Genomic DNA, 22829 nt, shown 5'->3' with positions numbered 1-22829 from the left:
TATTTTCTCCTGTCTGCTGTCTGCCAGTCATGCTGCACTTTCGATGTCCAGATCGAGGGCTGGACGTGCCGATCGTGGCCGCGCCAGCAGCGAAACGAATTCGCGAGCTCTCGCGGCGCCAGTATGTGATGCCAGGATCGTCGCGCGCGCTCGCTTGGCCATAGCCAGCCTGACGCGGTCGGATTGCCTGGACAGGATATCGATCACCTCCTCCGCTTGGCCCGCCGTATTGATCGTGGCTGTCGGAAAGAAGCTATCCAGACCGGTCCAGCGATCGCTGATGATCGCCGTGCCACAGGCAGCCGCCTCGAAGAGGCGTACGCTGGGAGACCACCCAGCCGCTATCATGGAGCTGCGTGTGACGTTCAACGTGTAGCGCTGACGGCTGTAGAAAGCGGCGTGGTCTGCCGGCGGCAAGTGCTCGATGCGATCGACGTTGCTTGGCCAGACGGTCTCGGACGGGAATTGCGAGCCGGCCACAACGAAGCGACGGTCCGGCATGCGTCTTGCCGGTTCAAGCAGGAGAGCATCCAGTGTCGCCTGCCGGTCCGAGCTGTAGGTGCCGAGGTAGCCAAGGTCCCAGCAGATCGGATCGGACGTTCGGCGATGCCGCTCCGGGTCGACGGAGCAGTAGAGCGGCTCGGCGCGCCGTGCACCAAAATCCGCCGCCAAACGGGCGAGCGTTGGCCCGCCGGTGAATGAGAAATAGACGTCGAAATACGGAATCTGCCGTCGGCATATGTAGTCGCAATCATTCGCGGCGAGCTTTGCCAGCGTGACCGGCGTGTCGATGTCGTAGAAGCAGAACTGGCCCGTGCACAAGGACGCGACGATGTCGATGACGGCTCGCCCCTCCGGAACGAAGGACCCAACCACCACGACATCGGCCTGCTGCAGGCAGCGAGCATACGTCCGACGAAGATCGTTCGTCGTTTCGTAGTAGCGCAACGTGCAGAAATCCGGGTCGCGCAAATCGCGATGGCTTGCATACCATGGCACGTCGCGTTCGAGGAAGGTGATGCGATGGCCGAGCTCGTGCAGGCCCTTCAGCAACCCTCGAAAGGTCGTGGCGTGGCCGTTTCCCCATGAAGAGGACAAAGACAGGCCAAGAAAGACGATATCGAGCCGCTTGGTCATTCCGCTGCCTCCACGGCGGGGCGCTCGAAATGACGCCTGAAAACGGCGTCGGCCACGGCGGCCCTTAGCGCATAGGTATGCTCGGCGAGAACACGCCGAAGCGCAGATGCACCGATCGCTTTTGCCTGCTGGGGTGTGAGGGTGCGCATGATTTCGGCGACATCGTTGCCGTCGCGCGCCACCAGGATCTCTTCCCCAGGGACCAGGAACAATTCGACGCCGAGCCAGGCGTCGGTGATGAGGCATGCGCCGGCACCCGCAGCCTCGAAGACGCGCGTGGCAGGTGAAAAGCCGTTGGCGGCCATGCTGTCGCGGCTGATGTTCAGCACCGCCTTGGATGTGACATTGAACGCATTGTGGTCGCGCGTCCCGACGTGGCCGAGCCATGCGACATTTGCCGGAAGCTGCTTGTCACCCCAACCGGATCCGCCGAGCAGGAAATGCTGATCGCCCGAACGGCTGGCCGGATCGAGGAAGAAGGCTTCGACGCGTGCTTCACGATCCGGCAGGCGGTTGCCGAGAAAGGCGAGGTCGCAAGCGAAACGCTTATCCTTCGCGACCGGATGATGCGTTTCGGGATCGAGCGCATTGTAGATCGGCACGCACTCAGCCGCCCCCAGCGCACGATAGGCCCAGACGACCGGATCGCCGCCGCCGTACGTGAGGACAAGGTCGATCTCCCGCAACGCGCGGTGAAGGGGGTGGTCCGGCTCGTCGCGCAATTGGCCCAGAGTGGCCGGTGCGTCGACATCCCAGAACACTGTCAGCGCATCCGCACGGGCGTGGTCGAGTACGGCGCGCAGCAGCGCCTCGTCCTCGAAGCCTACTCCGCTCGCCTTGACGACGATATCGGCTTCGCGTGCGCTTGCTGCCACCTGCATCAGCGCATGCGGGGTCGCCTCGTAGACGACGACGTTGCACCAGTCTGGTGGCTCGATATCGCGGTTCTTCTGCCTGTCGTAGACGTCCGGTTCATAGAAAGTGATCTCGTAGCCGAGCTGAGAAAGAGCCTTGAGCAATCCACGGTAATAGGTCGCCGCGCCGTTCCAATAGGACGACAGCAGGCTCGACCCATAAAATGCAATCTTCATGCGACTGTCTCCTCTATGGCGATGGGACCGATGGCTTGGCGGTTGCCGCATTCGGCGAGCACGCCGAACAACTCGTCCGCCCGGTGCCGGCAAGTGTGTCGCCTCCCGATGGTTTCGAGGCCGGATTTCACCAGTGAGGCGGCCAGGTCAGCATCGTCCAGCACGTCGCGAAGATGACGGCACATCTCGGATCCGTCGCGCGCGAAAAGGAAGTCGATGCCTGGCCTGAAGAGTTGCTCGACATCGGTCCAAGGCGCCGAAACGAGCGGGATGCCACAGGCGAGCGCCTCGAACATGCGGATCGTCGGAATTCCGGGCAGGCTCTCCCGATAGGGGCGCCGCGGGATGTGGACGGTTACGCGGTGGGCCGCGAATGCCTTGGGCACGTCGGCATTGGCAATCCAGCCTTCGTAACCCAGGCCGGCGGCGGCAAGATCGGCGAGCGCTTCGCGTGGATAGCGCACGCCATGAACAGTGCCACCCAGGCCAAGTTCTTCCACTGGATTGATCAGGAATTCCTTGATTTCGGCACTGCGCTCGTCGTCGCCCCAGTTGCCGATCCAGATCACGTCGGATGTAGGGTCGATCTCCGGGTGCGGCTTGAACAGGCGCTCATCCGCCGCCTCGTGCCAAGTGAAAGCACGTTTGCCCCAGCCGGCGCGAAGATAGCTTTCCCGCAACGCTTCGCCGAAGGCGAGCACGCCGTCATAATGCTCCAGCCGCAGAGCCGAGATCGCTTGCGTCGCCGAGACGGCGCGATGATGGGTGTCATGGAACAGAAGGGTGAAACCGCCTCCGTTCGCCTTTGCCCTGCCGATGCGCGCGACAAGGTCCGGGTCAGTCCATTCGTGGACGATCACCACATCGGCGCCGGCAATCCAGCCTTCATGGACGAAGGAGGCGTCGTAGGTCACCGGCATCAGCTCCGGAAAATCCTTTCTGAAGCGCTCGACCGCGAAGGGCCCTTTCTCTGCCAGGAGGTTCGAACGGCTCCAGCCGTCTGCGGGCTCCAGCGCGATCGCCTGATGTCCGCGTGCAACGAGTTCCCGCATGATGCCGCGCAGGAAATGTGCGTTGCCGTGGTTCCAGTCGGAAACGACCGAATGGGTATAGAACAGGAACCGCATCGTCAGCGTTCCGCAACGGCCAGGGCGGCCCGATCGTAGATCTCGTGCATGGCCGCCGCTTGCCTTACCGGTGAAAACTTGCGCGCTCGGCGTGCGGCGGCTTCGCCGAGCCGGCACCTATATCGGGCGTCGTCAGAGAGACGATCGACACATCTGGCGAGATCGCGTGGATCATGGACGTCGTAGAACATAGCCGCGCCGTTCCACAATTCGCGATAGGTCGGGATATCGGCAAGCACCAAAGGTGTTGCGGATGTGGCTGCCTCCAGCACGGCAAGGCCAAAGGGTTCGTAGACGGATGGCGACACGAAGATGCCGGCCTGCGCCATCAACCGACGTACTTCATCGTGGCAGACAGAACCCAGAGGAGCGACGTTGCTGAAACTGGTGCGTTGCCCATCGGCGCCCTCGAGCGGCCCGGCAGCGAAGACCGGCCATGTCGTCAGCGATGCTGCCTGGTCCAGCGTAGCTGCGTTCTTTCCTTCGTCCCACCAGCGCGCGGCGGCGAGAACCATTGGTTCGCGCGTCTCTGCCTTTGGACCTGGCCGTGTGCCGTTGCTGACAACGCTCAGGCGGGCGATCGGCCCGTAGCAGGCCTCGAGCATGTCGGCATGGCTGCGGCTGGGCGCGATTACGGCATTTGCCCGATCGAAACCGCGTCTGTTACGGTCCTTCTGCCAGGCCCATTCGCCGTCCACAGCCTGTCCCCTGACGGCGTGGAGCCACGTCACAACGCATGAATGCGAGACCGCCACGACCGGGCAAGGCACATCAAGTCCCACGGCCTGCGTCGGCGCATTGAGATGGACGAGGTCGATCGCGCAATCGCAAACAAGCGCGCGCAGTTCCTGCGGCAATCTTTCCAGATCGCTCTCATTCCGCGTCATCCAGTCCGGCGGTGTCTTGAGCCACGCCAAGGCCGCGAAAGCCTGCACCTCCTTCGCCTGCTCCTCGGACGGTTCCGGGCCTAACCCGGCGAGCACGATGCTGTCGCCGCCGTGAGCCAACTCCCGCGCCAGATCAAGCGCGTAGCGCCAGACGCCGCCGACGGCATCGACGGTCATTAGGATTCGCCGCGGGCGGCGGATCAGTGACTGCAACATGTCGCCTCCAACTCGGCCAACGCGCGCGGACGCTTCTCCTGGATGTCGCTGAACGTCCGGAACGAGGCCAGGTAATGCTCGTGGGCGCGCTCCCAGGCGAGATCGTCGGGCTCGCCCCAAAGCTCGCGATAGCTGGGCGAACTGGGGTAGGGATAGAGCGGCACCGGTTCATTGGCCCACACACCGCGGTCGATGAGGTGCTTGCGCCAATGATCGACCAGAGCGGGATCGTCCTCGATCACGCCGATCAGATTGGCCTGGACGAACGGAACGTGACGTCGTGCATTGACCAGCAGCGCGGCCAGTTCCTCGGTGCCCAGCCGGCAACGCTTTGCCAGCATGGCCCGGCCTTCCACGGTCAGGCTTTCGAGGCCGGCCTCGATGGAAACGCAGCCGGCGGCGCCCAGTAATTCGAGGAGCTCCGGCTTCCAAAGGTCGATGCGGGTCTGCACGCCGAACTTGACGTCGCGGTCGACCAGTGCCTCCAGCAGTGCCTTCTGCGGCAGGAAGATTTCGTCGATAAAATAGACGTAGCCGACGCCTTGCCCGATCAGCCGATCAATTTCCGTCACGATCGCATCGTGGTTCCTGCGGCGATAGGCGTCGCGGAAATCGATCTTGGCACAGAAGCTGCAATTGTAGGGGCAGCCGCGAGACGCTTCGACCTCCGCTCCGAAGCCCACTTGATTGTCGTCGAACCTGTGGTGATGGTGCGAATGGGCAGCAATCCAATCGGACGGCCAGTTGAGGGGCGGATGACCGACAAACGAGCTGGCGTGGACGCCGCCATTGCCGACAGTTTTTCCCTCCTGGACATGAGCGGTGTGGGGCACTGCGTTCCAATTGTCACGGCGGGCGAGTTCGGCGACGACCTCTTCGCATTCGCCGCGCACGACGACATCGACGCCAAGCTTGCGCAGCGTTGGCGCCGGCGTCGCCGAGCCGTGCGGTCCGACAGCAACGGTGCGCCCGCCGCGCCCGGCAAGGCTGTTGAGGAAGTCGGCAGGCACGCGCAGCTCGGGCGGCGCGCAGCGCCAGAACAAATAGGTCGGCGCCGTGCTGACAACGGTCATGGCCGGAGCGAAAGCGGCGACGCGATCGGCAAGTGCTGCGTTGTCCAGCTTCTGGATTTGCCCGTCCAGCATCAGCACCTGATGGCCGTCGGCCTCCAGCAAGGCTTTCGAGTAGCCCAGTTCCAGCGGCAGATGTGGCTGGCGGCAGCCGAAATAGATGCTGTCCTCGTAGGTCCAGGACGGATTGACCAGGGCGACTTTCATGCCACGTACCTCGCTGGTTCAGGCTCGAGGCGATGACGCTGGAGCCAATCGGCCAGATCACGGACGCCGTCGCGCCAGGACACTTTCGCTTTCCAGCCGAGCGTCACTTCTATCTTGCGGGTGTCGGCGACAAAGAATGGCTGGTCGCCGGTGCGTTCCCGGTCGTAGCGGATCGAGAGGTTCCGCCCGGTCAGCTCGCCGATCTGCTTGAGCAGCATGCGCAGGCTGACGGCGTTGCCCGGACCGCCACCGAGGTTGAATGCTTGCCCCTTGATATCCTCGATCCGGGCAAGTACCCCGCGATAGGCCGCAACAGCATCGGAGACATGGAGGATATCGCGCACCTGCTTGCCGTTGCCGTAGATCGTGATCGGCCGGCCGGAAAGCGCGCTAAGGAGAAAATGGGCGACCCAGCCCTGGTCCTCCGTGCCGAACTGGCGCGGGCCGTAGATGCAGCTCATGCGCAGGACCGCGGTCGGCAGATCGTACGACTTGGCATAGTCGAGCACGTATTGATCCGCCGCGCCTTTGGAGCAGCCATAGGGCGTGCAGAAATCCAGACCGCAGGTCTCGTCTATGCCGTTGGCGCGGATGCCGGCGTCGCAGGGTACGCACCGATCGTCCTCTTCGCGGACTGTGACATCCGGCAGGCCGCCATAGACCTTGTTCGTGCTGGCGAAGATCACGGGAATGCGTCTGCCGCTCCGGCGAGCCGCTTCCAGGACGTTGAAGGTACCGCGAAGATTGATGTCGAAATCTTCACTTGGCTGGACGAGGCTCGTGGTGACGGCGGTCTGCGCGGCGAGATGGAATATCGCTTTGGAATGCGCCAAAAGCGGCGCCAGCACGTCTCCGTCCCGGACATCCACAGTCTCCACGGCAAGTTTATTGCCGTGCTTCTGCGCCAGCCAAGCCAGGTTCTGATCGACGCCCGGGCGGCTGAGATTGTCGATGACCAGCACCGGCACCCCATCCGACAACAGGCTGTCGGCGAGGTTCGAGCCGATGAAGCCACTGCCGCCGACGATGGCAACCGGCGCTTCACGAAACCCGTCCGGCCTCATGATACCAGTCCCCGCTCTTCGAGTTCCCGTTTCATGTCGGCGCCGCGGTCGATGGCGACCGTGTTGCGAACCCATGCGACGAACTCGTTGAGTGAATCCTCCAGCCGGTGCTGCGGCTCGAAACCGAGCAGTTCGCGCGCCTTCGAAATATCGGCGAAGCAATTGCGGATATCGCCGGCGCGCGCCTTGCCGAGGATTTCAGGCCGATGTTCCGGCACACCCATAGCGTCGGCGAGCAACCGCGCGACCTCGCTGATCGCATAGGCCCGTCCGCTGCCGATGTTGATGACGTGGCCGCGCGCCTGGCGTTGTTCCAGCGCCAGGCGGAAGGCGCGGGCGACGTCGCGCACATGGACGAAGTCGCGCTTCTGCTCGCCATCTTCGAAAATCATCGGCCGCTGGTCGTTGGCGAGGCGTGAAGCGAAATTTGCCAAAACGCCGGTGTACGGGTTTGACAGCGCCTGTCCGGCGCCGAAGACGTTGAACAGGCGCAGCGCCACCGCGTCGACGCCATAGGCATCCCCGAAGATCAGCACGGCGCGCTCCTGGGCATATTTCGTCAGCGCATAGATAGACGCGAGGTCGACCGGCTTTTCCTCGTCTGTCGGCAGGGGCCACAGACTTTCATCCGCCGCCGACAGCGGATTCCATTGGCCGCTCTTGATGTCGTTAGCCTGCCGCCGTGCATTGTCGACGCGCCGACCGCCTGGCGTGGCATAGAGACCCTCGCCGTAGACGCTCATCGACGAAGCGACGACGATCCGCTCGACTGGACGTTTGATCAATGCTTCAAGCAAAGTGGCGGTGCCGAGGTCGTTCGCGCCGACATAGCGGGCGATCTCATACATGGACTGGCCGACGCCGACCTCGGCCGCCAGATGGATAATGGCGTCGACGCCCTGGAGCGCCTCGGCGATGGCGTCGCGGTTGCGAACGTCGCCCTTGATCAGTTCGGCCCCTGCCGGCAGGCTGGTCGCCTCGCTACCGTGCACCTGTTCCAGCAGCGCATCGAGAATGCAGACAGCATAACCATGTTCAACGAGTTCCTGGACGACGTGGCGGCCGATGAAACCGCACCCTCCTGTAACCAGTATGCGTTTCACGACAACTCCTTGCGCAGATGGCCTTGGCGCCCCGAACTGTTTGGCAAAAGGTTTGTTCCCTCTGCTTCAACAAAGATGGTTTTGGGGAGGCTCGCAAACCGACGTGGCGGCGCGCGACCAGTGCTGGCTATGGGCTGGAACATTGCAGCTTCTTTGGCGTTAGGGCGCACATCCGGCGCGTGGTCGGGAAAGCGGGTATGCGTCTAGCGGTCCGGTTCCGCCGCACAGCAAGCAGACCGGATCGTGAGGATCACGCGCCTGCCAAATCTGGGATCGAAAGGAGATTCCGATGTCTGAGTCGAAGACGACTACCGATCATGACGAGATCCGTCAGTGGGCCGAAGATCGAGGCGGGCGGCCTGCCGCTATACGGACCAAGGGCGAAGGCGGCATCCTGCGGATCGATTTTGGCGAGCCCGAGGAGGAGTTCGAAGCCATCGAATGGGATGAGTTCTTTCGGATCTTCGACGAAAACAACCTGGCCTTCCTCTACCAGGACGAAACCGGCGGCGGGAAAACCAGCCGATTCAACAAGTTCGTCGACCGCAACCAGAAAGGCTGAGGAGGCTGCTATGTCAGCGGTGTCGGGTAGCTCTTAAGGTGCGCCTCGCATTCTGACAGAGAACTTTCCTCCAGCTCGCTGTTTTTGCGTGTTTTTCTGACTATTGGAAAACCAGCCGGTCTTTCCAGACATTCCAGACTTGGAAAAGAATCGCAGCCTCAGTGCAACAGGCTCGCCCCGCTCGATCTAGCGACATTTCGCATGATGCCGTTCAGCCAGTCTTCGGTCGACACGCCGGCCCGCCGCCTGTCGATCTCGCCGATGGCGCGCTCCAGCGTTCGCTCGACCAGACGGTCGGAAGCCTCCACGTCCCTCAGAAGCAGACGCGCCACGAGCCTGAGCTTCGGCAGAAGTGAAAAGACGTTGTCGGACAAGTTGACGGGAGGGCTCCCCGCCAAGGCCGATCGTTCCGGAGGAAACAAGGCATCGAAGACGGCGTAGCTGTCAGACGATTTTCGAAGGTTGCTGGCATGGCGCAGACGTTCGGGAATGACGATGTCCTCGTCACCGCTGAAAAAGACGAAGGGCACGCCGCGGCGCATCAGCTCGTCTGCGATCGGAAACACCCGCCGCCCGTTGAGATTGACGTCGAGGATCGCGGCCTCAGCCGCCTCGGTATGCATGGACGCATGTTCGACTGTCGCCGCAGGGCCGAGGACGACCGCGCCCATATTGCCGAAATATCTTGCAAGATCGCCGGCCAATAACCAATCGTCTTCGACGATCAGGATGTGCACCCCTCGCAGATCACGCACCTCATCGCCCCTCCTTGGAGTGAGATTTCCAATTAGCCGCGCTGGCTTGTTCAGACCGCTGCTGCAAGGCTTGTCTGCAACCGTTTTGCCAAAACGAGCATGCGGGCCGGAATGGATTCGTTTCCCGGCAAACCCATTAAATTCGAGCACTGCAACAACGCTTGTTTTGTCGGCTTTAGGTCAGGTGTGCGTTTTGACATTGAGGTTCCACAAGGCCGACATTAACGCCATCTGCGCCAACTTGTTCCGCCCCCCTCGCGCGGTATATGGTAATATAGCTGGTCCTGGTTTCTGGATCGATTTGACGGTGTCGTCAAGGCTGTTCAACCGAGGGCTTGCGGTGCAGATGAAGAGATTTCCCATTGTGGGCGTCGGCGCGTCAGCCGGCGGCATTCCCGCGATGGAGGGTCTGTTCAAGGGCATGGGCAGCCAGACCGGCATGGCGTTCGTGGTCGTCACGCATCTCAATCCCGGGCGCGAAAGCCTGCTTCACGAGGTCGTCAGGCGTTACACGCAAATGCCGGTCGTGGTCGTCGAGGACGGCATGACGGTCCTGTCCGATCACGTTTATGTCATGCCGCAAAACGTTATTCTCACGATCAAGAAAGGCGCTCTGCACCTGCGGCAGTCGAACCTGGTTAGCCGCGAACGCAAGCCGATCGATATCTTCTTCAGCGCGCTCGCCGAGGATCAGGGCGAATATGCGGTTGGGATCATTTTGTCAGGCGGTGATTCCGACGGCACGCTGGGCGCAAAGGCGATCAAGGAGCGTGGCGGACTGACGGTCGCTCAGACCCCGGACGGCTACGGTCCGCGCAATCCGGACATGCCGCAAAGTGCGATCTCCAGCGGCCTGATCGACATTGCGGCGCCAGCTGAGGATATCGGCGCAAAACTCGAGGGATTCGCCCGCAGCTTCGATATGCTGAACGGAGTGGCCGAAGAAAGCGGCGAGCACGAGACGGCAGAAATGAGTCGGCTCCGCGACGAAATCTACGGCATTCTGCACGCCCATTCCGGCCACGACTTTTCCGGCTACAAGACCAAGACATTCCTGCGTCGAATAAGGCGGCGCATGCAGGTCGGACAGCTTCAGTCGATCACAGTGTATGTCGAACGGCTGAAGAAAGATCCTCGCGAGGTGATGGACCTCTTCCGTGATCTGCTGATCAACGTCACCGATTTCTTTCGTGACCCCGATGCGTTCAAGCTGCTCGAGGAGAAGGTGATACCGCGCCTTTTCGAAGGCAAGACTCCCAGCGATGCGATCAGGGTCTGGGTGCCCGGCTGCGCTACCGGCGAGGAGGTGTTCTCCATCGGCATGCTTATGCGCGAACACCTGGAGCAGCTTCCAGTCAAACCCCGCGTCCAGATATTTGCAACGGATATCGATGAGCCGGCGCTCGCGGTGGCGCGCGCGGCGCGCTATCCCGAGGCGCTGCTGCAAGGGCTTTCGCCCGAACGCAAGCAGCGGTTCTTCAGCCGCGACGGTGAGAGCTATGTGCTGAGCAACGAGGTACGGGAACTGTGCATCTTTTCTCCCCACAGCCTCGTCCGCGACCCGCCCTTTTCTCGCATGGACCTGGTTTCGTGCCGCAACCTGCTGATCTATTTCAGCTCGAACATTCAGAACCGGGTCATTCCGATCTTCCACTACGCACTGAAGCCGGGCGGTTATCTTTTCCTCGGCACGTCCGAAAGCGTCGGCCAGCATGACAACCTTTTCGCCGCGGTCGACAAGAAGCTGCGCATTTTTCAGGCGCGCGAACATGCCTCGCCGCATATCAGGCTGCCGGTCCTGGTCGGCGATGGGCGGTCGGGTGCCTTCCCGTCCGAAAGTGAGAGGTCGAAGCGAGTAACCGCCGCCTATCCGCTGCGGCAGGCGGTCGAGGCGCAGGTGCTGGAGCGTTTCGCGCCGCCGCATGTGCTGGTCAATGGCGAGGGTGACGTCGTCTACTATTCGGCGCGGACCGGCAGATATCTTGAAGCGGCGCAAGGCATTCCGAGCCGGCAAGTGCTGACCATGGCGCGCCGCGGGCTGAGGCTCGACCTTCGTGCCGCATTGCGGGAAGCGGCCTCGACGCGCCGCACCGTCGTGCGGGAAAATGTCGTCGTCGACGAGGACGACGAACGGGTCCAGTTCATCAAACTCACCGTCGAACCCTTGGCGGAACGCGGCAATGGCGAACCGCTTTACCTAGTGCTGTTCGAGCCGTCAGGACCAGTGCAGGCCCGGTCCGACACGGTGCGCAAAAATGGTGACAGCGAAGGCACTGCCGATCTCGAACGGGAGTTGCGTGACACGCGGGAGAGGCTGCAGTCGACCATCGAGGAATACGAGACCGCGCTGGAGGAGGTGAAGTCGTCGAACGAGGAGCTCGTCTCCGTCAACGAGGAGGCGCAATCGACCAATGAGGAACTCGAGGCCTCGAAGGAGGAGATGCAGTCGCTCAACGAGGAGCTCAACACCATAAATTCGGAACTGACCAGCAAGATAGAAGAGCTCGATCGCGCCAACAGCGATCTGCGGAATCTGTTCGAGAGCACGCAGATCGCAACCATCTTCCTCGACCGCGATCTTGTGGTGCGGACCTTTACTCCGGCCGCCTCGTCTTTCTTCAGCCTGCGTCCGGCAGATGTTGGTCGCCCGCTGACCGAGCTGTCGAGCCAGATCGATTATCCCGAGCTGAAGCAGCATATCGACCGGGTATTCGAAACCGGAGAGACCCTGAACCATCACCTGGCGCGCGATGACCAGCGCCGGTTTCACATGGTTCGTATAAATCCCTATCGCGACAAGGACAACAGGATCCAGGGCGTCGTGGTCACACTGGTCGACGTCACCACCTTGGCCGAGGCGGAAGAGCAAAACCAGGTGCTCATTTCGGAGCTCAACCACCGTGTCAAGAACATGCTGGCGGTGGTCGCCAGCATTGCTAACCGCACCCGAGAAAGGTCGAAATCGAAGGAAGAGTTCGCCGAAGCGCTGATCGGTCGCCTACACGCCATGTCGCGGGCCTACGGTCTGCTGTCGAAGGAACGCTGGAAAGAAGCTTCGATCAACGAACTGCTGCATCAGGAGCTCGAACCTTTCAGCATTGACCGGTTCGAACTTGACGGCGCCGAAGTGAAGCTTAGCCCGCAACAGGGCCTTTCCCTCAGCATGGCCATTCATGAACTGGCGACCAACGCCGCCAAATACGGCGCACTGTCGAAGCGCCGCGGCAGGGTCTTGCTGAAATGGTCAGGCGAGGGCGACGTTTTTACGCTCGCCTGGCACGAGAAAGACGGGCCGCCGGTCCAAAAGCCCGAGGCCAACGGCTTCGGGCTTTCCCTGCTACAGGGTGAGATCGGCTACCGGCTTGGCGGCAATGTCGAGACCACCTTCAATCATAATGGCCTTGAGGTCCAGCTCACGTTCCCATTGATCCGCAGTGAGGCGCCGTGACCGATAGCTTGCGCGTTCTGGTGGTCGAGGATGAATGGCTCATCGCCGAGGACACTGCTGCTTGCCTGCGCGCCTTGGGGTATCAGGTGATCGGCCCGGCTCCGTCGGTGGCGGTGGCTCTTTGGCTGATCGACGAACACAATGTCGATGTCGCGCTGCTGGATATTCAACTTTATGGCGAAACAAGTCTGGCGGTGGCAAGTGCGCTGCAAGCCCGCGATATCCCGTTCGCGTTCCTGAGCGGATTTGGACCGGGCGATGTTCCAGGCGCGTTCGCCGGCTGTAAATTTCTCCGGAAGCCGGCAGATCAGGTTGCCATTCTGAACGCCATGAATGAATTGGTCCGGGCGCCTTAACTCGGTCCCATAGCCTCGTCATGTATCGGAAGGTGGTAAGCGATCCCCGGCATGTTGCTCCGCCCAAGGCAATGCCATGAGCCATTTCTCACGGCGCGGCACCCATAGCTCATACTCCGGAATGAGGTCGCTGGGAGCCATGTCGAGCGAACCGAGCATGATCTCGGCCTCATTGTCCTGCAGCCAGGCGATACGCGACCCGCATTGCGGACAGAAGCTGCGTTTGGCGAACGTCTTCATTTCTCCGCTGCCTTCATAGGCCGAGATCGGCCAGACGCCGAACGGCGTGAAGAAGCTGCCGCTGGCGCGGCGGCAATCCTGACAATGGCAGATTCCGACCCGTAGCGGTGCGCCGCTCACCTTGAAGCGAACAGCGCCGCACAAGCAGCCGCCGTCCCGTACGATCCCGGCCATCGCCTTTCAGTCCAGAGGCTTTTCCGTCGGCCGTGGCGTGGTGCCTGACTGGCGCGGCCGGTCGGCGTTGCGGTTCGCCACCGGATTGTCCAACGGAGCAGTCGATGGCTTCGAGGTCCCAGCGGTCTTTGGCGTCGGCGGTCTCGCTCCCGCATCCGTATCGTTGGCGTCCCGCCTTGGATGTCGCAAGCCGTCGGCATTCGCCTGCCGAATTGCCGGCTTCGATGTGGTATTCTTGTTGGCCATGGTGTCTCCTTCCTGCTGTGACGGAAAGAACGGATGGCGTTCACCGCTCGCAGCGCCTACGTTTCAACCACCGGCACGGCGCGAAGTTCCCATCACCTGCAGCTTTAGGGGTCTCCTGCGCATTCATGGTAGATGGGAACCATTTTCGCTATTGGCTGTTCGGTTGCAGGAAGGAGCCGGACATGGAGCGTCGTAACGCTATACTTTCGCTGCTGATTGCAGCGGTCATTATCGTCGGCTTTCTCATTGGCTTTTTGTATGCCGATATGGGCTGGCGCACCTCGCCATTTAAAAGAGCCGCTGAACAAAACCAAGGTGGAAACGCCCCGGCCGACACCTCGCCTGCCGCGGGCATCAAGAAGAACCCCAAAGAGAATACCGAGATGCCGGATCAGCAATAACAGCGGTCCTTCGGGCAGGAATACAAACCGGGGAGCGCATTGGCGACAAGCTGGATAGCCTCACCCAACGCCGGGGACCGATCGCTGGATCGGTTTTGCTGGTGATGTCGGGCTTACGTAGGCTGCTGGTTCCTGGCTGCCAACGCAGCGGCCTCTTCGTCCGTCACTGAAATCTTCCCTGCGGGTATAAGCCATTTCTGACATTTGCGTATGGAACCACGCCGTGCTCAGGCTCCAGGGATGATACCGGCCGGTCCAATTACTTCTCACCGATGCATCTTGATTGGCTCTCGCTGCGAGCCACTCCGCCCGCTCCCGCGTCAAGCCGATAAGGCAAGCGCCAGCGAAGTCCGCAGGCACATCCACGGTGGTATCGAACACGGCCCATGTGTTGGTCGGTTCCTGAACGGGCAAAAACCTCATAACAGCACCTGCTAATATACAGTACGAACTTACTGACGGAGCATTGTTCCGGCATCAACCAAACGAAGGAGAGTTTTTCGTTTTGAGACGCCGCGGCGCGTTGAGCCTTGAGCGGGCAAATTGATCGATACCTTCTGCATCGCGGCTGCGATCTCGCTGAAAATAGGGTGGCAGATCTCGACGAGCGAACGCATCGGCTGATGTAGTTCACCGGCTTTCTAAAAGCGCAATTCCGAAACCTGCCGGGAGCCCGCCAAGCGGCGGCGCTTTTGTGCGTCAGCTATCCGCCTTCAGTGCTTCATCTTGCGGATAGTCGACCTCAGCGTATCCCCCAAGGAACTGTCAGCTGGCTTGGGAGCGCTGCTCGGAACCAGGAATCCGCCCTTTAGCAACTCCAGGGCGTCGAGTGCCTCGTCATCCCGCAAGTTTGTCAGAGCCACCCCGTCTGCGAAGACAACCCTACCGTCGTCTATGTCGTAGACCTCCCAAAGCCCATCCTTGATTCTTCGAATGGCGTGCCGATGTTCCATAAGAAGACGCTAATTGAGTCTCGGAAACGGTGGCTAGAGAAAATCAGGGGTAGACCGATATTAGTAGTGGAAAACTCGGGCGCCCTCCAGCGCGTGGTGCGTGGACGGAAGGCAAGAGTGCAGGGCGGCATCGGGTCTGGCAGGCGGCAGTGGACGTTCGTCGCTAGGACGAAACATAGGTGCGCCCGCGCGAGCTGTATTTTATCGGGGGCATCGCCGACCACAACCAGCTGCACTTGCCACGATCGGAATGCCAGCAGCGCGTCGTCCGAGAGGGGACCAAATCGACCACGGGTCCAAATAGCCAGGAACCGTTTGACAATCATTGCGGACACTCGGCCTCTGATGTAATTTAGGGCTCGATCAAGTGAGGAATATACCGCTGTCGCGACGGCTTTTCTCTCTTTCCTGTCTCGGCAGATAGCATGCTCTCTAACGGACCTTGGCACTGCAAGCTGTGTTCTTGTGGTCGCCAGGTAACAGCGGTTAAGGGATTTGCCATGCTCCGATGTTGCGGATTCGTTGCGGCATTCATGCTCGCAAGCGTCACGACTTTCGAGGCTTCTGCAGTCGAACGAAGGGTCGCCTTTGTAATCGGCAACTCCGATTACCAAGAAATCTCGGCCCTCAAGAATCCGGCCAAAGATGTGGTGGACGTGTCCAACACGTTTCGATCGGCTGGTTTTGATGTTTTTGTCGCGAGCAATCTTACAAAGCTGCAGTTTGAAGGCCAGTTCCGCAACTATCTTGCCGCCGTGGACGGGGCGGATGTAGCTGTCGTCTACTATTCCGGTCACGGCTTTCAGATCGGCGGCGAAAATTTCCTGATCCCTGTCGATGCCTCGTTGAAAGATGCGGCGGACGTCGAGGTCCAGGCAATCAAGCTGAACGACGTGCTGCAGCAGATGCGTTCGAAATCGAAAATCCAGGTGATCATCCTTGATGCCTGCCGCAACAATCCATTCCCTCGCAAGGACTATTGGCTCAGGGACCAGCTTATTACCGCCAGCGGCACCGGCCTTGCGCAAGTAAGAAGCTCGCTGAACACACTGATCGCTTTCGCCACCGAACCCGGCGCGGTTGCCTATGACGGCGCCGGCGACCTCAGCCCATTTTCATTCGCATTTTCTCGTCGGGCCTTGGCTCCGAACCAGGAGATTCGCACGGTCATGGCGGCCGTGCGCCGGGATGTAGTTGAGGCTACCAAGGGCCTGCAGGTTCCCTGGGAGAACTCTTCGCTGATCGACGAAGTCGTTCTGATGCGTCGCAGCAGCCGCCCCTCTCTACCGCCCGTGTTGGAGAAAGTCGTGTTGTCGGGAGTCGGGCCTGTCGATCTGAACCTCCCGGAACCGGTGGAGGTCGACGGCGGATCAATCACCGTCAGCATCGAAAGACCGCCCGCCTTGGGACGCCTGATGCTGAATGGCAAGGTTGTCGAAGCGGGGGATCTGATCCAGGGCAAGGATCTGCCGCATTTACAGATGGATGTCCCCAAGGGAGTTGGCGAGCCAGAAGAGATGGATATGCTGGCCTACGCCGCACGCGACAATTGGGGTGGCGAAGCCAAGGGCATGCTGGTGTTCCGGGTCAAGAGCGGCGAAGGAGCCCAGGGCGAACAGGTGATGGCCTCGCTCGAAGCCGAGCAGAAGCAGCAGGTGCTACAGCGCGGCATTCATGTCACTGGTGCGGCCGAGGCGATCGACAACCGGGAGATCGACGTTCCGGTCGGCATCGGCGCGGTTGCTCTGAACCTGGACCTCCCGACAGACGATTCGGCGGTCAGCCTGAAGGTTGCCAACTATCCAGCAACGGGAACGCTCTCCCTGCCGGATCGAGCCCTGTCGCCCGAATCGAGCTTGACGGTCGGTGAAGTCGAGGGGCTACGCTATGAACCCCAGATCGGAGCCAGCGCACCGGTCGAGATCGCCTTCGAGATTCGGGCGGACAGCGCAGTATCCAAACCCGCCAAAATGAAAGTGTCGCCAACCGTTGATCCGTGCGACTCGGCTGCCGGCGAACCTCTCGACCTTCAAGGCGTCGTCCCTGGCCTGCTGCCAAATGAAATCGGCGCCGATGCGGTGAAGCTCTGCGAGGCTGCCGTGAAGGCGTATCCCGATGTCGCCCGCTTCCGCTATGAACTGGGTCGCGCGCTGCTTGCAGCCGGCAAGGTGGACCAGGCCAGGAAAGCCATACAACAGGCCGCCGATAGGGGACACGTGCGCGCAGTGTTCGAACTCGGCTACCTCTACGCGACCGGAACAGGCGTGGCTGTCGACCGCAAGCAGGCCAACACCTTCTACGCGGCTGCGGCCGACAAGGGTGATCCCTACGGGATGACGTCGTGGGGCCGTGCCTTGTTCCATGGCTACGGCGTCGAGCGCGACACCGGCAAAGGACTGGACCTGCTGCTCAAGGCGGCGGCGATGGGTCACACCTATGCAATGAACGATCTCGGCGCGATCTTCACCGAAGGCCGCAACGGCGTGCCCGCCGATCAGGCCCGTGCCGTTGCCTTCCTGGAGGCTGGCGTCGAGCGGCAGGATATGTATTCGATGAACCTGCTTGGCCGGAACTATCTGTCCGGCGCGGGCGTCGAAAAAGATCCGAAAACGGCGCTGGCCCTGTTTCAGAAAGCCACCGAACTCGGCCAGCCCTACGCTCCAAGCAACCTGGCGCGCATGTACCGCGACGGCGTGGGCGTGGAGCGCAACCCGGCGGAAGCGCAAAGACTGTTCGAGATGGCGACCATGCGGGGCGATGAGTATGGTGCATTCGATCGCGCGGTCCTCGAAATGGAAAAGGGCGAAAAGGCCGACCAGGCCACCGCGGTCCGCTTTCTTGCATTTGCGGCCGCGCTGGATTTTCGCAACCAACTGCCAGAGGCCCGGACAAACCTCGCAAATTTCGGCACGAAGGTGAAAACGACGGCGTTGAAGCAGCTGCGCCGGGAACTCAAATCGAAGATTCCTGCGTCCGGTTCGCTGGACGACCAACTGGTCGGCGCGGCCAGGCGGGTCTGGGAAGAAGCCAACCCGCGTCGGGACGTGTTTTAATCAGGAGGCAAATGGTGCGCAGGACATTCAAGCACGCAATCGTCGGAACAGCCCTGTCCGGCATCCTGGTGGGGCTCACAGGCTGCACGTCCTTGATGCCACCCGAACCAACGCCGCTGGTGGAGACGTCACCGCCGAAGGTCGTTCGCAGGACACCTGTAGAGCAGAAGGTCGTTCGCAGGACATCTGTGGAGAAAAAGGTCGTCACGGCCGCCCCCAAACGGGTGGTCAAGAAAAAAGTGATCGAGCCGGTTGACGAAGAGCCTGTTGCAGCGCCTGTCGTGATCATTCCTTCTTCGGGCGGCGGGGGCGGCGGGGGCGGCGGGGGCGGCGGGGGCGGTGGGGGCGGCGGGAGCGGCGGGGGCGGCTGGGGCGGTTGACCAGGTGAACATTCAGTAGCAGCCGGGTTCGAACACCGTACCTTGGGCGCATTCAAAGCCAACTCTCGGCTGCAAGTAAGCCAAGCAATTAGGATCCAGACTACGGTCTAATTTGCATCCGCTGATTGGCGCAGCGCCTCGATCTCCGCCATCTGGATGCCCATTTCGACAAACGCGGAAAGAACTGAAAAGCGGTCCTCCAGTGCAACGCGTGCCAGTCCGGCCAGAACCCCCGCACTTACAGCGTGGGCGGCAGGTAGTGGCTGCAAGGCCGTAACCGCTGACGCCTCCATAGCCAAACCGTTGCCATGCCGTTTTGCAGCCAAGGCAATCCAGGCGGCCGGCGTTGTTGGCGGCATTGCCGCAGCCTGGCTCACTTCGGCGCGATGGTAAGCACTATCCGGTTCGCTGACCCAGTTACGAACTAGCGCCAGCAATTCCTGATCTCTATGGTCGAGAAGAACGGTGAGGTGGCTCAGGCACTCATAGGACCACCACACCGCAGCCCGCTCGGGAAGCAGATAGGCACAGAACGTAATCGCCTCCTCGGGCACTCGCCCGGCAAGGAGGGCGCGGCAAAATTCGATTGAAGGCTGTTCGGTCGGGAGTGCCACCATGTCCCTGGAAACAGCGGGGCAGGCCATGAAAAGATCCCGTGCCGTTTTGAATCGAAGCTCATTGGCCATGGCCGCCACGCTTTTACTGGGGAACAATCGACATTGAAGCCTGGACAGGGTGCGGGTCAAGTCTCCAGTCCTCAGCAAGATGCAACTGCCGTCCACTCCTCGTATGCCTGACGTTTATTGACAGACATTCGCCTCGGAATTTGGTATTGTCCGCAGTCGATGAAATCGGATGCTCAGGACAGGAGTAACCGTCATGCAGTTGGGCAGTTTAGCCTTCGTGTTTACGGTCACGCTTTTTTCGACCCACGCTTTTGCTGATCCGCTTCAGAAATCAGAAGACATCGTGAAGTTTTTTGACGCAGCGAGCGAGTTCGGCCCGTCGCGTGGAATTTGCGTCGGCACCGAAGACGAATGCAGCAGCAAGAACAAAGCAGCGCCGGCCGAAAAAACCAGCCTCGACATGCTGATCAACTTCGGCCTGGATTCTGCGGAACTCGATGCGACTGCGCGCGCTGAACTGGACGAGTTCGCCAAGGCACTGAAGGACAGCCGACTGAGCACTCTGAACTTCGTTGTTGAGGGTCATACAGATGCGACCGGCTCGGCTGATTACAATGAGGGACTGTCGGAACGAAGAGCCAGATCGGTAACAACCTTCCTGACCTCTAACGGCATCGATCCTGCCCGCATCAAAGCGACGGGCCTGGGCGAGACGAATCCGCGCGACCCCAACCCATTCGATCCGGTAAACCGCCGGGTGGAAATGCGGATAAGGACTGAGTAGCTGGAGCGGGTGCGCTAGGCTGAGACCAGAGCCGCGCGCCCTTTTCCACGCGCGAACCGGAGGTTAGCGCAGCAAAACCGATTCCGATTTCCCGGTTATGCGCTGGTTCAAAGGGTATTCTGCATCGGGCTTATGAGGGCCGTGATCGCCTGCTTGTATTTTTCGAACTCCGGCGATGTCTGCCGGACTTGCGTTGTTGTCGTTGTCTGTTGAGCCACCTCAGTCGTCGTCGGGCTCAGCTTCCTGCCCATTTTCCTTTCGGCCCAGCTCACGACATAGCTGGCGGACTTGCCGGTGAGAAACGGGTTGGCTTGAATGACGGCCGACCCGAGCACGGCGCTCAATTGCGCCGAACCCGGCGATGACAACACTTGATGGGCGCCTTCCATTCCCAGGAAATGACAGAGATAAAGCCGGCCGGCTGTGATCTGGTGGCCGCGCGCCCGAAGATAGGCTTCGCCTTCGCGCGCCAGATTGCTGACCATCTCGCGCGAGATGGTGGCGTCGTAACGTAAAGCGAGCAGGTCGGCGGTTGACAGTGTCCGCGCAAGTTCGGGGCGGTAGGTGTTCATCATCCTGATCCAGGTCTTCGTTATGAACTGACCGGCGCCGGTCGCCGAAGAAAGTGGGTTCTTGGCGCGGGCGCTGCCGCCACTTTCGACTTGAACGATACGGTCGGTCAGCGTTTCGACAGCGGAATCATCCGTTGCGATGGCGGTAACCGTACCAAGGGGATCGATTGCCTCGCCATTGCGATACAGTTCGAAATGCAGGTGCGGCCCAGTCGAAAGTCCGGTAGTGCCAATGTAACCAATGATATCGCCTGCCTTCACCTTCGCGCCGACACCGCCCTTGACCGCGAATTTCTGCATATGCGCATATCGCGTCTCGCGCCCGTTTCCGTGCGAAATCTTCACCAGGTTGCCGTAACCCCCTCCATCACCTTGAAAAACGACTTCGCCGTCGAAGGCGGCTGCAATCGGCGTACCCAGAGGCGCCGCCCAATCCACGCCCTTGTGGATGCGAACAGTCCCGAGGATCGGGTGCTTGCGTGGGCCGAAGGTGGACGTCATGACCCCGTTGACCGGGGTGACCATGCCGTTTGTGACCGTCAGCGAGCGAACCTGATCGTCGCCGCTAACGCATGCAAACTGGCCGTCGGTCTGCTGGAACACGAAACAGTCGAGGCTTTTTTCGGCACCCTGGACACCCACATATAACACGCGCCCGGCCGTTTCTTCCTTGCCACGCGGCCTTTGCGAATAGATCAGGACCAGACGTTGGTCTTCGCTGGCAAACGCATCCAGATCCTGTCCTCGCGAAAGATACATGATTGCTTCTCCGATCACGCCGGTCGGGACTTTGTTGCGTGCTGCTGTCGAGTAGATTGCATCGAGCAGCCGGTATTGCCTTTTGTGCGTGCCCTGTGCCTGTGCGCCCGAGTAGTTGAACAGATCTTCGCGGACCCAGGGATCCACACCAGACACAAACACACCAGCGGCATTGCGCGTCAGCGTACCGACAAATACATTCTTGGCGTAGATCGAAACCTGCATGAGGGACATGGTTGTCGTCTCGCGCGTCGGCCTGAAACCGCGCATGGCGACGACATAACCTGGCTCAAGGCTTTCCCGATTGAAAAGCGCCTTCAGGGCTTCGCCTGCCAGTTTGGCATCCTCGGCGGAGAAATGCGCATCCAGGGCAACGCTGTCCAAGCTGCGGTCGTTGAGAATCTTTACGAATGTGTCCTCGGTAGCCTTGTATCGTTGATACTCGCTGGTGACATTTGCGACGCTTGTGTTGTTTTCGATCTGGGTTCTCCGGAACGTGGGAAGGGCCGCCTCGCCTGAATCGATTGTTTCGCCCCAACCTGCTTCGGCATCATCGGCGTCCACCTGCGGGTCCGAAGCAACCGGAGCGTCGTTTAGAACGGGCGGTGGCTGAACATCGTCTTGCAGATCGTTGGATGACGCCGGCGCGGTCTGTCGCTGTGCCTGGAAGAATGCGAAGTCTTCTTGCGTGGACGGTATCGTTGTCATGAACTTTTCGCTGGCGCTAAGCATCACGTCAGCCAGAATCTCGATCTGGGGAGAAACTCCAGCCTGATCGAGTTCTGCCGGGCGCGGGATCACTTGGCTTTTTGTTGCGGCGCCGGTGTCGGGCGCAAGGGTGATCCACATCGGGTCTCCTGCGAGATCGATGATGGCAGGCACATAGACCGATGCATCGGCTGGCACATCGTCGGTTCCCTCGACGGGGTGCAACTCCTCATCTTCATCGCCAAACGACCAATAGTCCGCGGTGAGATAAAAGCCGGCAGCGATCGACAACAGGACAACCACAGCAAGACCGGCAAGGAGTCGGCGCCAGAGCCTGCGTCTGCGCAGGGCGGCGCGCGCCTGCTTTTTCAACCTGAAGCTTGTGTCGATACTGTGCGTCACGGATTGCTTCCGGTCAGAAAAAAGGTCCACCGCACCTGTTCAAGCGTATCGACTTCGAGAAATCGTGCGGCGATATGGCCGCGCTGCCAGCATTCATCGATGCCGCGTATCGAAAAACGCCGCCGGTCGATGCACATTTCGGTCGACCCGGTCAGGGTCGCGTGGCCAAAGACGTCCGTCGCATAGATGTAAATGTAGCGGTTCGTGAGTTCCTCGCGGATGACGTTCACGCACTGATTTGCGCCGATGGTCCACCAGCCATCGGTCTGGTCCGTATTGTCGACCTTTTGGCCGACAGCGAGATTGACGACGTCGAGCGTCTGATTGCAGACCGTGAATTCGGCGCGCGCTTCGTGGGACGACAGGAGAGCCAGCAATGCCGCGCCCGACATGACCACAAGTTTAATACGGCCTCTCAACGCAAGCAGGCCGCGAAGCCAGTCACGCTGATTTTTGGGCGGGACAGTGGTCGGGAAGGAAAAACGCGAGCGGCGGCGGTCCATCGGCG

General features: G+C 60.8%; 20 protein-coding genes. 7 read left to right on the top strand and 13 right to left on the bottom strand.

Features of this window, described 5'->3' with window-relative positions; genetic code table 11:
- Positions 1–27 precede the first annotated feature (27 nt).
- The 7 genes from ACWTU7_RS01610 to ACWTU7_RS01580 are packed head-to-tail and all read right to left on the bottom strand — an operon-like array spanning position 28 to position 7902.
- Entirely contained in the window at positions 28–1137 is a 1110-nt protein-coding gene (locus ACWTU7_RS01610) for a CgeB family protein (RefSeq protein WP_287093889.1), read from the bottom strand.
- A complete protein-coding gene (locus ACWTU7_RS01605; protein WP_455837458.1) occupies positions 1134–2228 on the bottom strand; it encodes a CgeB family protein in 1095 nt (364 codons plus the stop codon). Before ACWTU7_RS01605 ends, ACWTU7_RS01610 begins: the two co-directional genes overlap by 4 nt.
- Positions 2225–3355: a CgeB family protein gene (locus ACWTU7_RS01600; protein ID WP_455837457.1), complete on the bottom strand. Its 1131-nt coding sequence runs from the start codon at positions 3353–3355 to the stop codon at positions 2225–2227. Before ACWTU7_RS01600 ends, ACWTU7_RS01605 begins: the two co-directional genes overlap by 4 nt.
- A 2-nt stretch (positions 3356–3357) precedes the next feature.
- Positions 3358–4419 carry a glycosyltransferase family 4 protein gene (locus ACWTU7_RS01595; protein ID WP_455837456.1) on the bottom strand — a complete coding sequence of 354 codons (1062 nt, stop codon included), beginning with the start codon at positions 4417–4419 and terminating at the stop codon, positions 3358–3360.
- A gap of 23 nt (positions 4420–4442) precedes the next feature.
- Complete coding sequence (locus tag ACWTU7_RS01590) at positions 4443–5735, bottom strand: TIGR04295 family B12-binding domain-containing radical SAM protein (RefSeq protein ID WP_455837455.1); 1293 nt, start codon at positions 5733–5735, stop codon at positions 4443–4445.
- The gene (locus ACWTU7_RS01585) at positions 5732–6799 is read right to left on the bottom strand and encodes an NAD-dependent epimerase/dehydratase family protein (protein ID WP_455837454.1); all 1068 of its coding nucleotides are present in this window, start codon (positions 6797–6799) and stop codon (positions 5732–5734) included. Before ACWTU7_RS01585 ends, ACWTU7_RS01590 begins: the two co-directional genes overlap by 4 nt.
- Positions 6796–7902, bottom strand: coding sequence for an NAD-dependent epimerase/dehydratase family protein (locus tag ACWTU7_RS01580; protein ID WP_455837453.1), 1107 nt, complete (start codon positions 7900–7902; stop codon positions 6796–6798). The genes ACWTU7_RS01585 and ACWTU7_RS01580 overlap by 4 nt, the downstream gene beginning before the upstream one ends.
- 289 nt (positions 7903–8191) lie before the next feature.
- Between ACWTU7_RS01580 and ACWTU7_RS01575 the strand changes: the two genes are divergently transcribed.
- Entirely contained in the window at positions 8192–8464 is a 273-nt protein-coding gene (locus ACWTU7_RS01575; RefSeq protein WP_029356200.1) for a hypothetical protein, read from the top strand.
- A gap of 158 nt (positions 8465–8622) precedes the next feature.
- Here the strand turns inward: ACWTU7_RS01575 and ACWTU7_RS01570 are convergent, their stop codons facing one another.
- The gene (locus tag ACWTU7_RS01570; protein ID WP_455837452.1) at positions 8623–9219 is read right to left on the bottom strand and encodes a response regulator; all 597 of its coding nucleotides are present in this window, start codon (positions 9217–9219) and stop codon (positions 8623–8625) included.
- A 346-nt stretch (positions 9220–9565) separates the two neighbouring features.
- Between ACWTU7_RS01570 and ACWTU7_RS01565 the strand changes: the two genes are divergently transcribed.
- Together ACWTU7_RS01565 and ACWTU7_RS01560 are read left to right on the top strand one after the other, a co-directional pair.
- On the top strand, positions 9566–12667 hold the full coding sequence (locus ACWTU7_RS01565; protein WP_455837451.1) for a CheR family methyltransferase: 3102 nt from the start codon (positions 9566–9568) through the stop codon (positions 12665–12667).
- Positions 12664–13023, top strand: coding sequence for a response regulator (locus ACWTU7_RS01560; protein WP_455837450.1), 360 nt, complete (start codon positions 12664–12666; stop codon positions 13021–13023). Before ACWTU7_RS01565 ends, ACWTU7_RS01560 begins: the two co-directional genes overlap by 4 nt.
- An 18-nt stretch (positions 13024–13041) precedes the next feature.
- Here ACWTU7_RS01560 and ACWTU7_RS01555 read toward each other — a convergent pair whose 3' ends face one another.
- Positions 13042–13437, bottom strand: a complete 396-nt coding sequence (locus tag ACWTU7_RS01555; protein WP_455837449.1) for a GFA family protein — start codon at positions 13435–13437, stop codon at positions 13042–13044.
- 6 nt (positions 13438–13443) lie between these two features.
- On the bottom strand, positions 13444–13683 hold the full coding sequence (locus ACWTU7_RS01550) for a hypothetical protein (protein WP_455837448.1): 240 nt from the start codon (positions 13681–13683) through the stop codon (positions 13444–13446).
- A 182-nt stretch (positions 13684–13865) separates the two neighbouring features.
- Here ACWTU7_RS01550 and ACWTU7_RS01545 point away from each other — a divergent pair, with 182 nt between their 5' ends.
- The 3 genes from ACWTU7_RS01545 (at position 13866) to ACWTU7_RS01535 (ending at position 18470) form a co-directional block, all read left to right on the top strand.
- Positions 13866–14084 carry a hypothetical protein gene (locus ACWTU7_RS01545; RefSeq protein WP_455837447.1) on the top strand — a complete coding sequence of 73 codons (219 nt, stop codon included), beginning with the start codon at positions 13866–13868 and terminating at the stop codon, positions 14082–14084.
- Between the two features lie 1486 nt (positions 14085–15570).
- Positions 15571–18090 carry a caspase family protein gene (locus ACWTU7_RS01540; protein ID WP_287330581.1) on the top strand — a complete coding sequence of 840 codons (2520 nt, stop codon included), beginning with the start codon at positions 15571–15573 and terminating at the stop codon, positions 18088–18090.
- A gap of 11 nt (positions 18091–18101) precedes the next feature.
- Positions 18102–18470, top strand: coding sequence for a hypothetical protein (locus tag ACWTU7_RS01535; RefSeq protein ID WP_455837446.1), 369 nt, complete (start codon positions 18102–18104; stop codon positions 18468–18470).
- A 107-nt stretch (positions 18471–18577) separates the two neighbouring features.
- On the opposite strand, the gene ACWTU7_RS01530 is transcribed toward ACWTU7_RS01535, so the two are convergent.
- Positions 18578–19216: a DUF6931 family protein gene (locus ACWTU7_RS01530; protein ID WP_455837445.1), complete on the bottom strand. Its 639-nt coding sequence runs from the start codon at positions 19214–19216 to the stop codon at positions 18578–18580.
- Between the two features lie 133 nt (positions 19217–19349).
- On the opposite strand from ACWTU7_RS01530, the gene ACWTU7_RS01525 reads away from it, so the two are divergent.
- Positions 19350–19880 carry an OmpA family protein gene (locus tag ACWTU7_RS01525; RefSeq protein ID WP_065006955.1) on the top strand — a complete coding sequence of 177 codons (531 nt, stop codon included), beginning with the start codon at positions 19350–19352 and terminating at the stop codon, positions 19878–19880.
- A 107-nt stretch (positions 19881–19987) separates the two neighbouring features.
- Here ACWTU7_RS01525 and ACWTU7_RS01520 read toward each other — a convergent pair whose 3' ends face one another.
- Both ACWTU7_RS01520 and ACWTU7_RS01515 read right to left on the bottom strand, forming a co-directional pair.
- Positions 19988–22321 carry a M23 family metallopeptidase gene (locus ACWTU7_RS01520; protein ID WP_455837444.1) on the bottom strand — a complete coding sequence of 778 codons (2334 nt, stop codon included), beginning with the start codon at positions 22319–22321 and terminating at the stop codon, positions 19988–19990.
- Entirely contained in the window at positions 22318–22824 is a 507-nt protein-coding gene (locus ACWTU7_RS01515; protein WP_029356217.1) for a DUF1036 domain-containing protein, read from the bottom strand. Before ACWTU7_RS01515 ends, ACWTU7_RS01520 begins: the two co-directional genes overlap by 4 nt.
- Positions 22825–22829 lie beyond the last annotated feature (5 nt).

Source organism: Mesorhizobium sp. BHscii (genome assembly GCF_053848065.1).
Note: the sequence above shows the minus strand (reverse complement) of the source record. Positions and strands in the feature narration are given on the sequence as shown.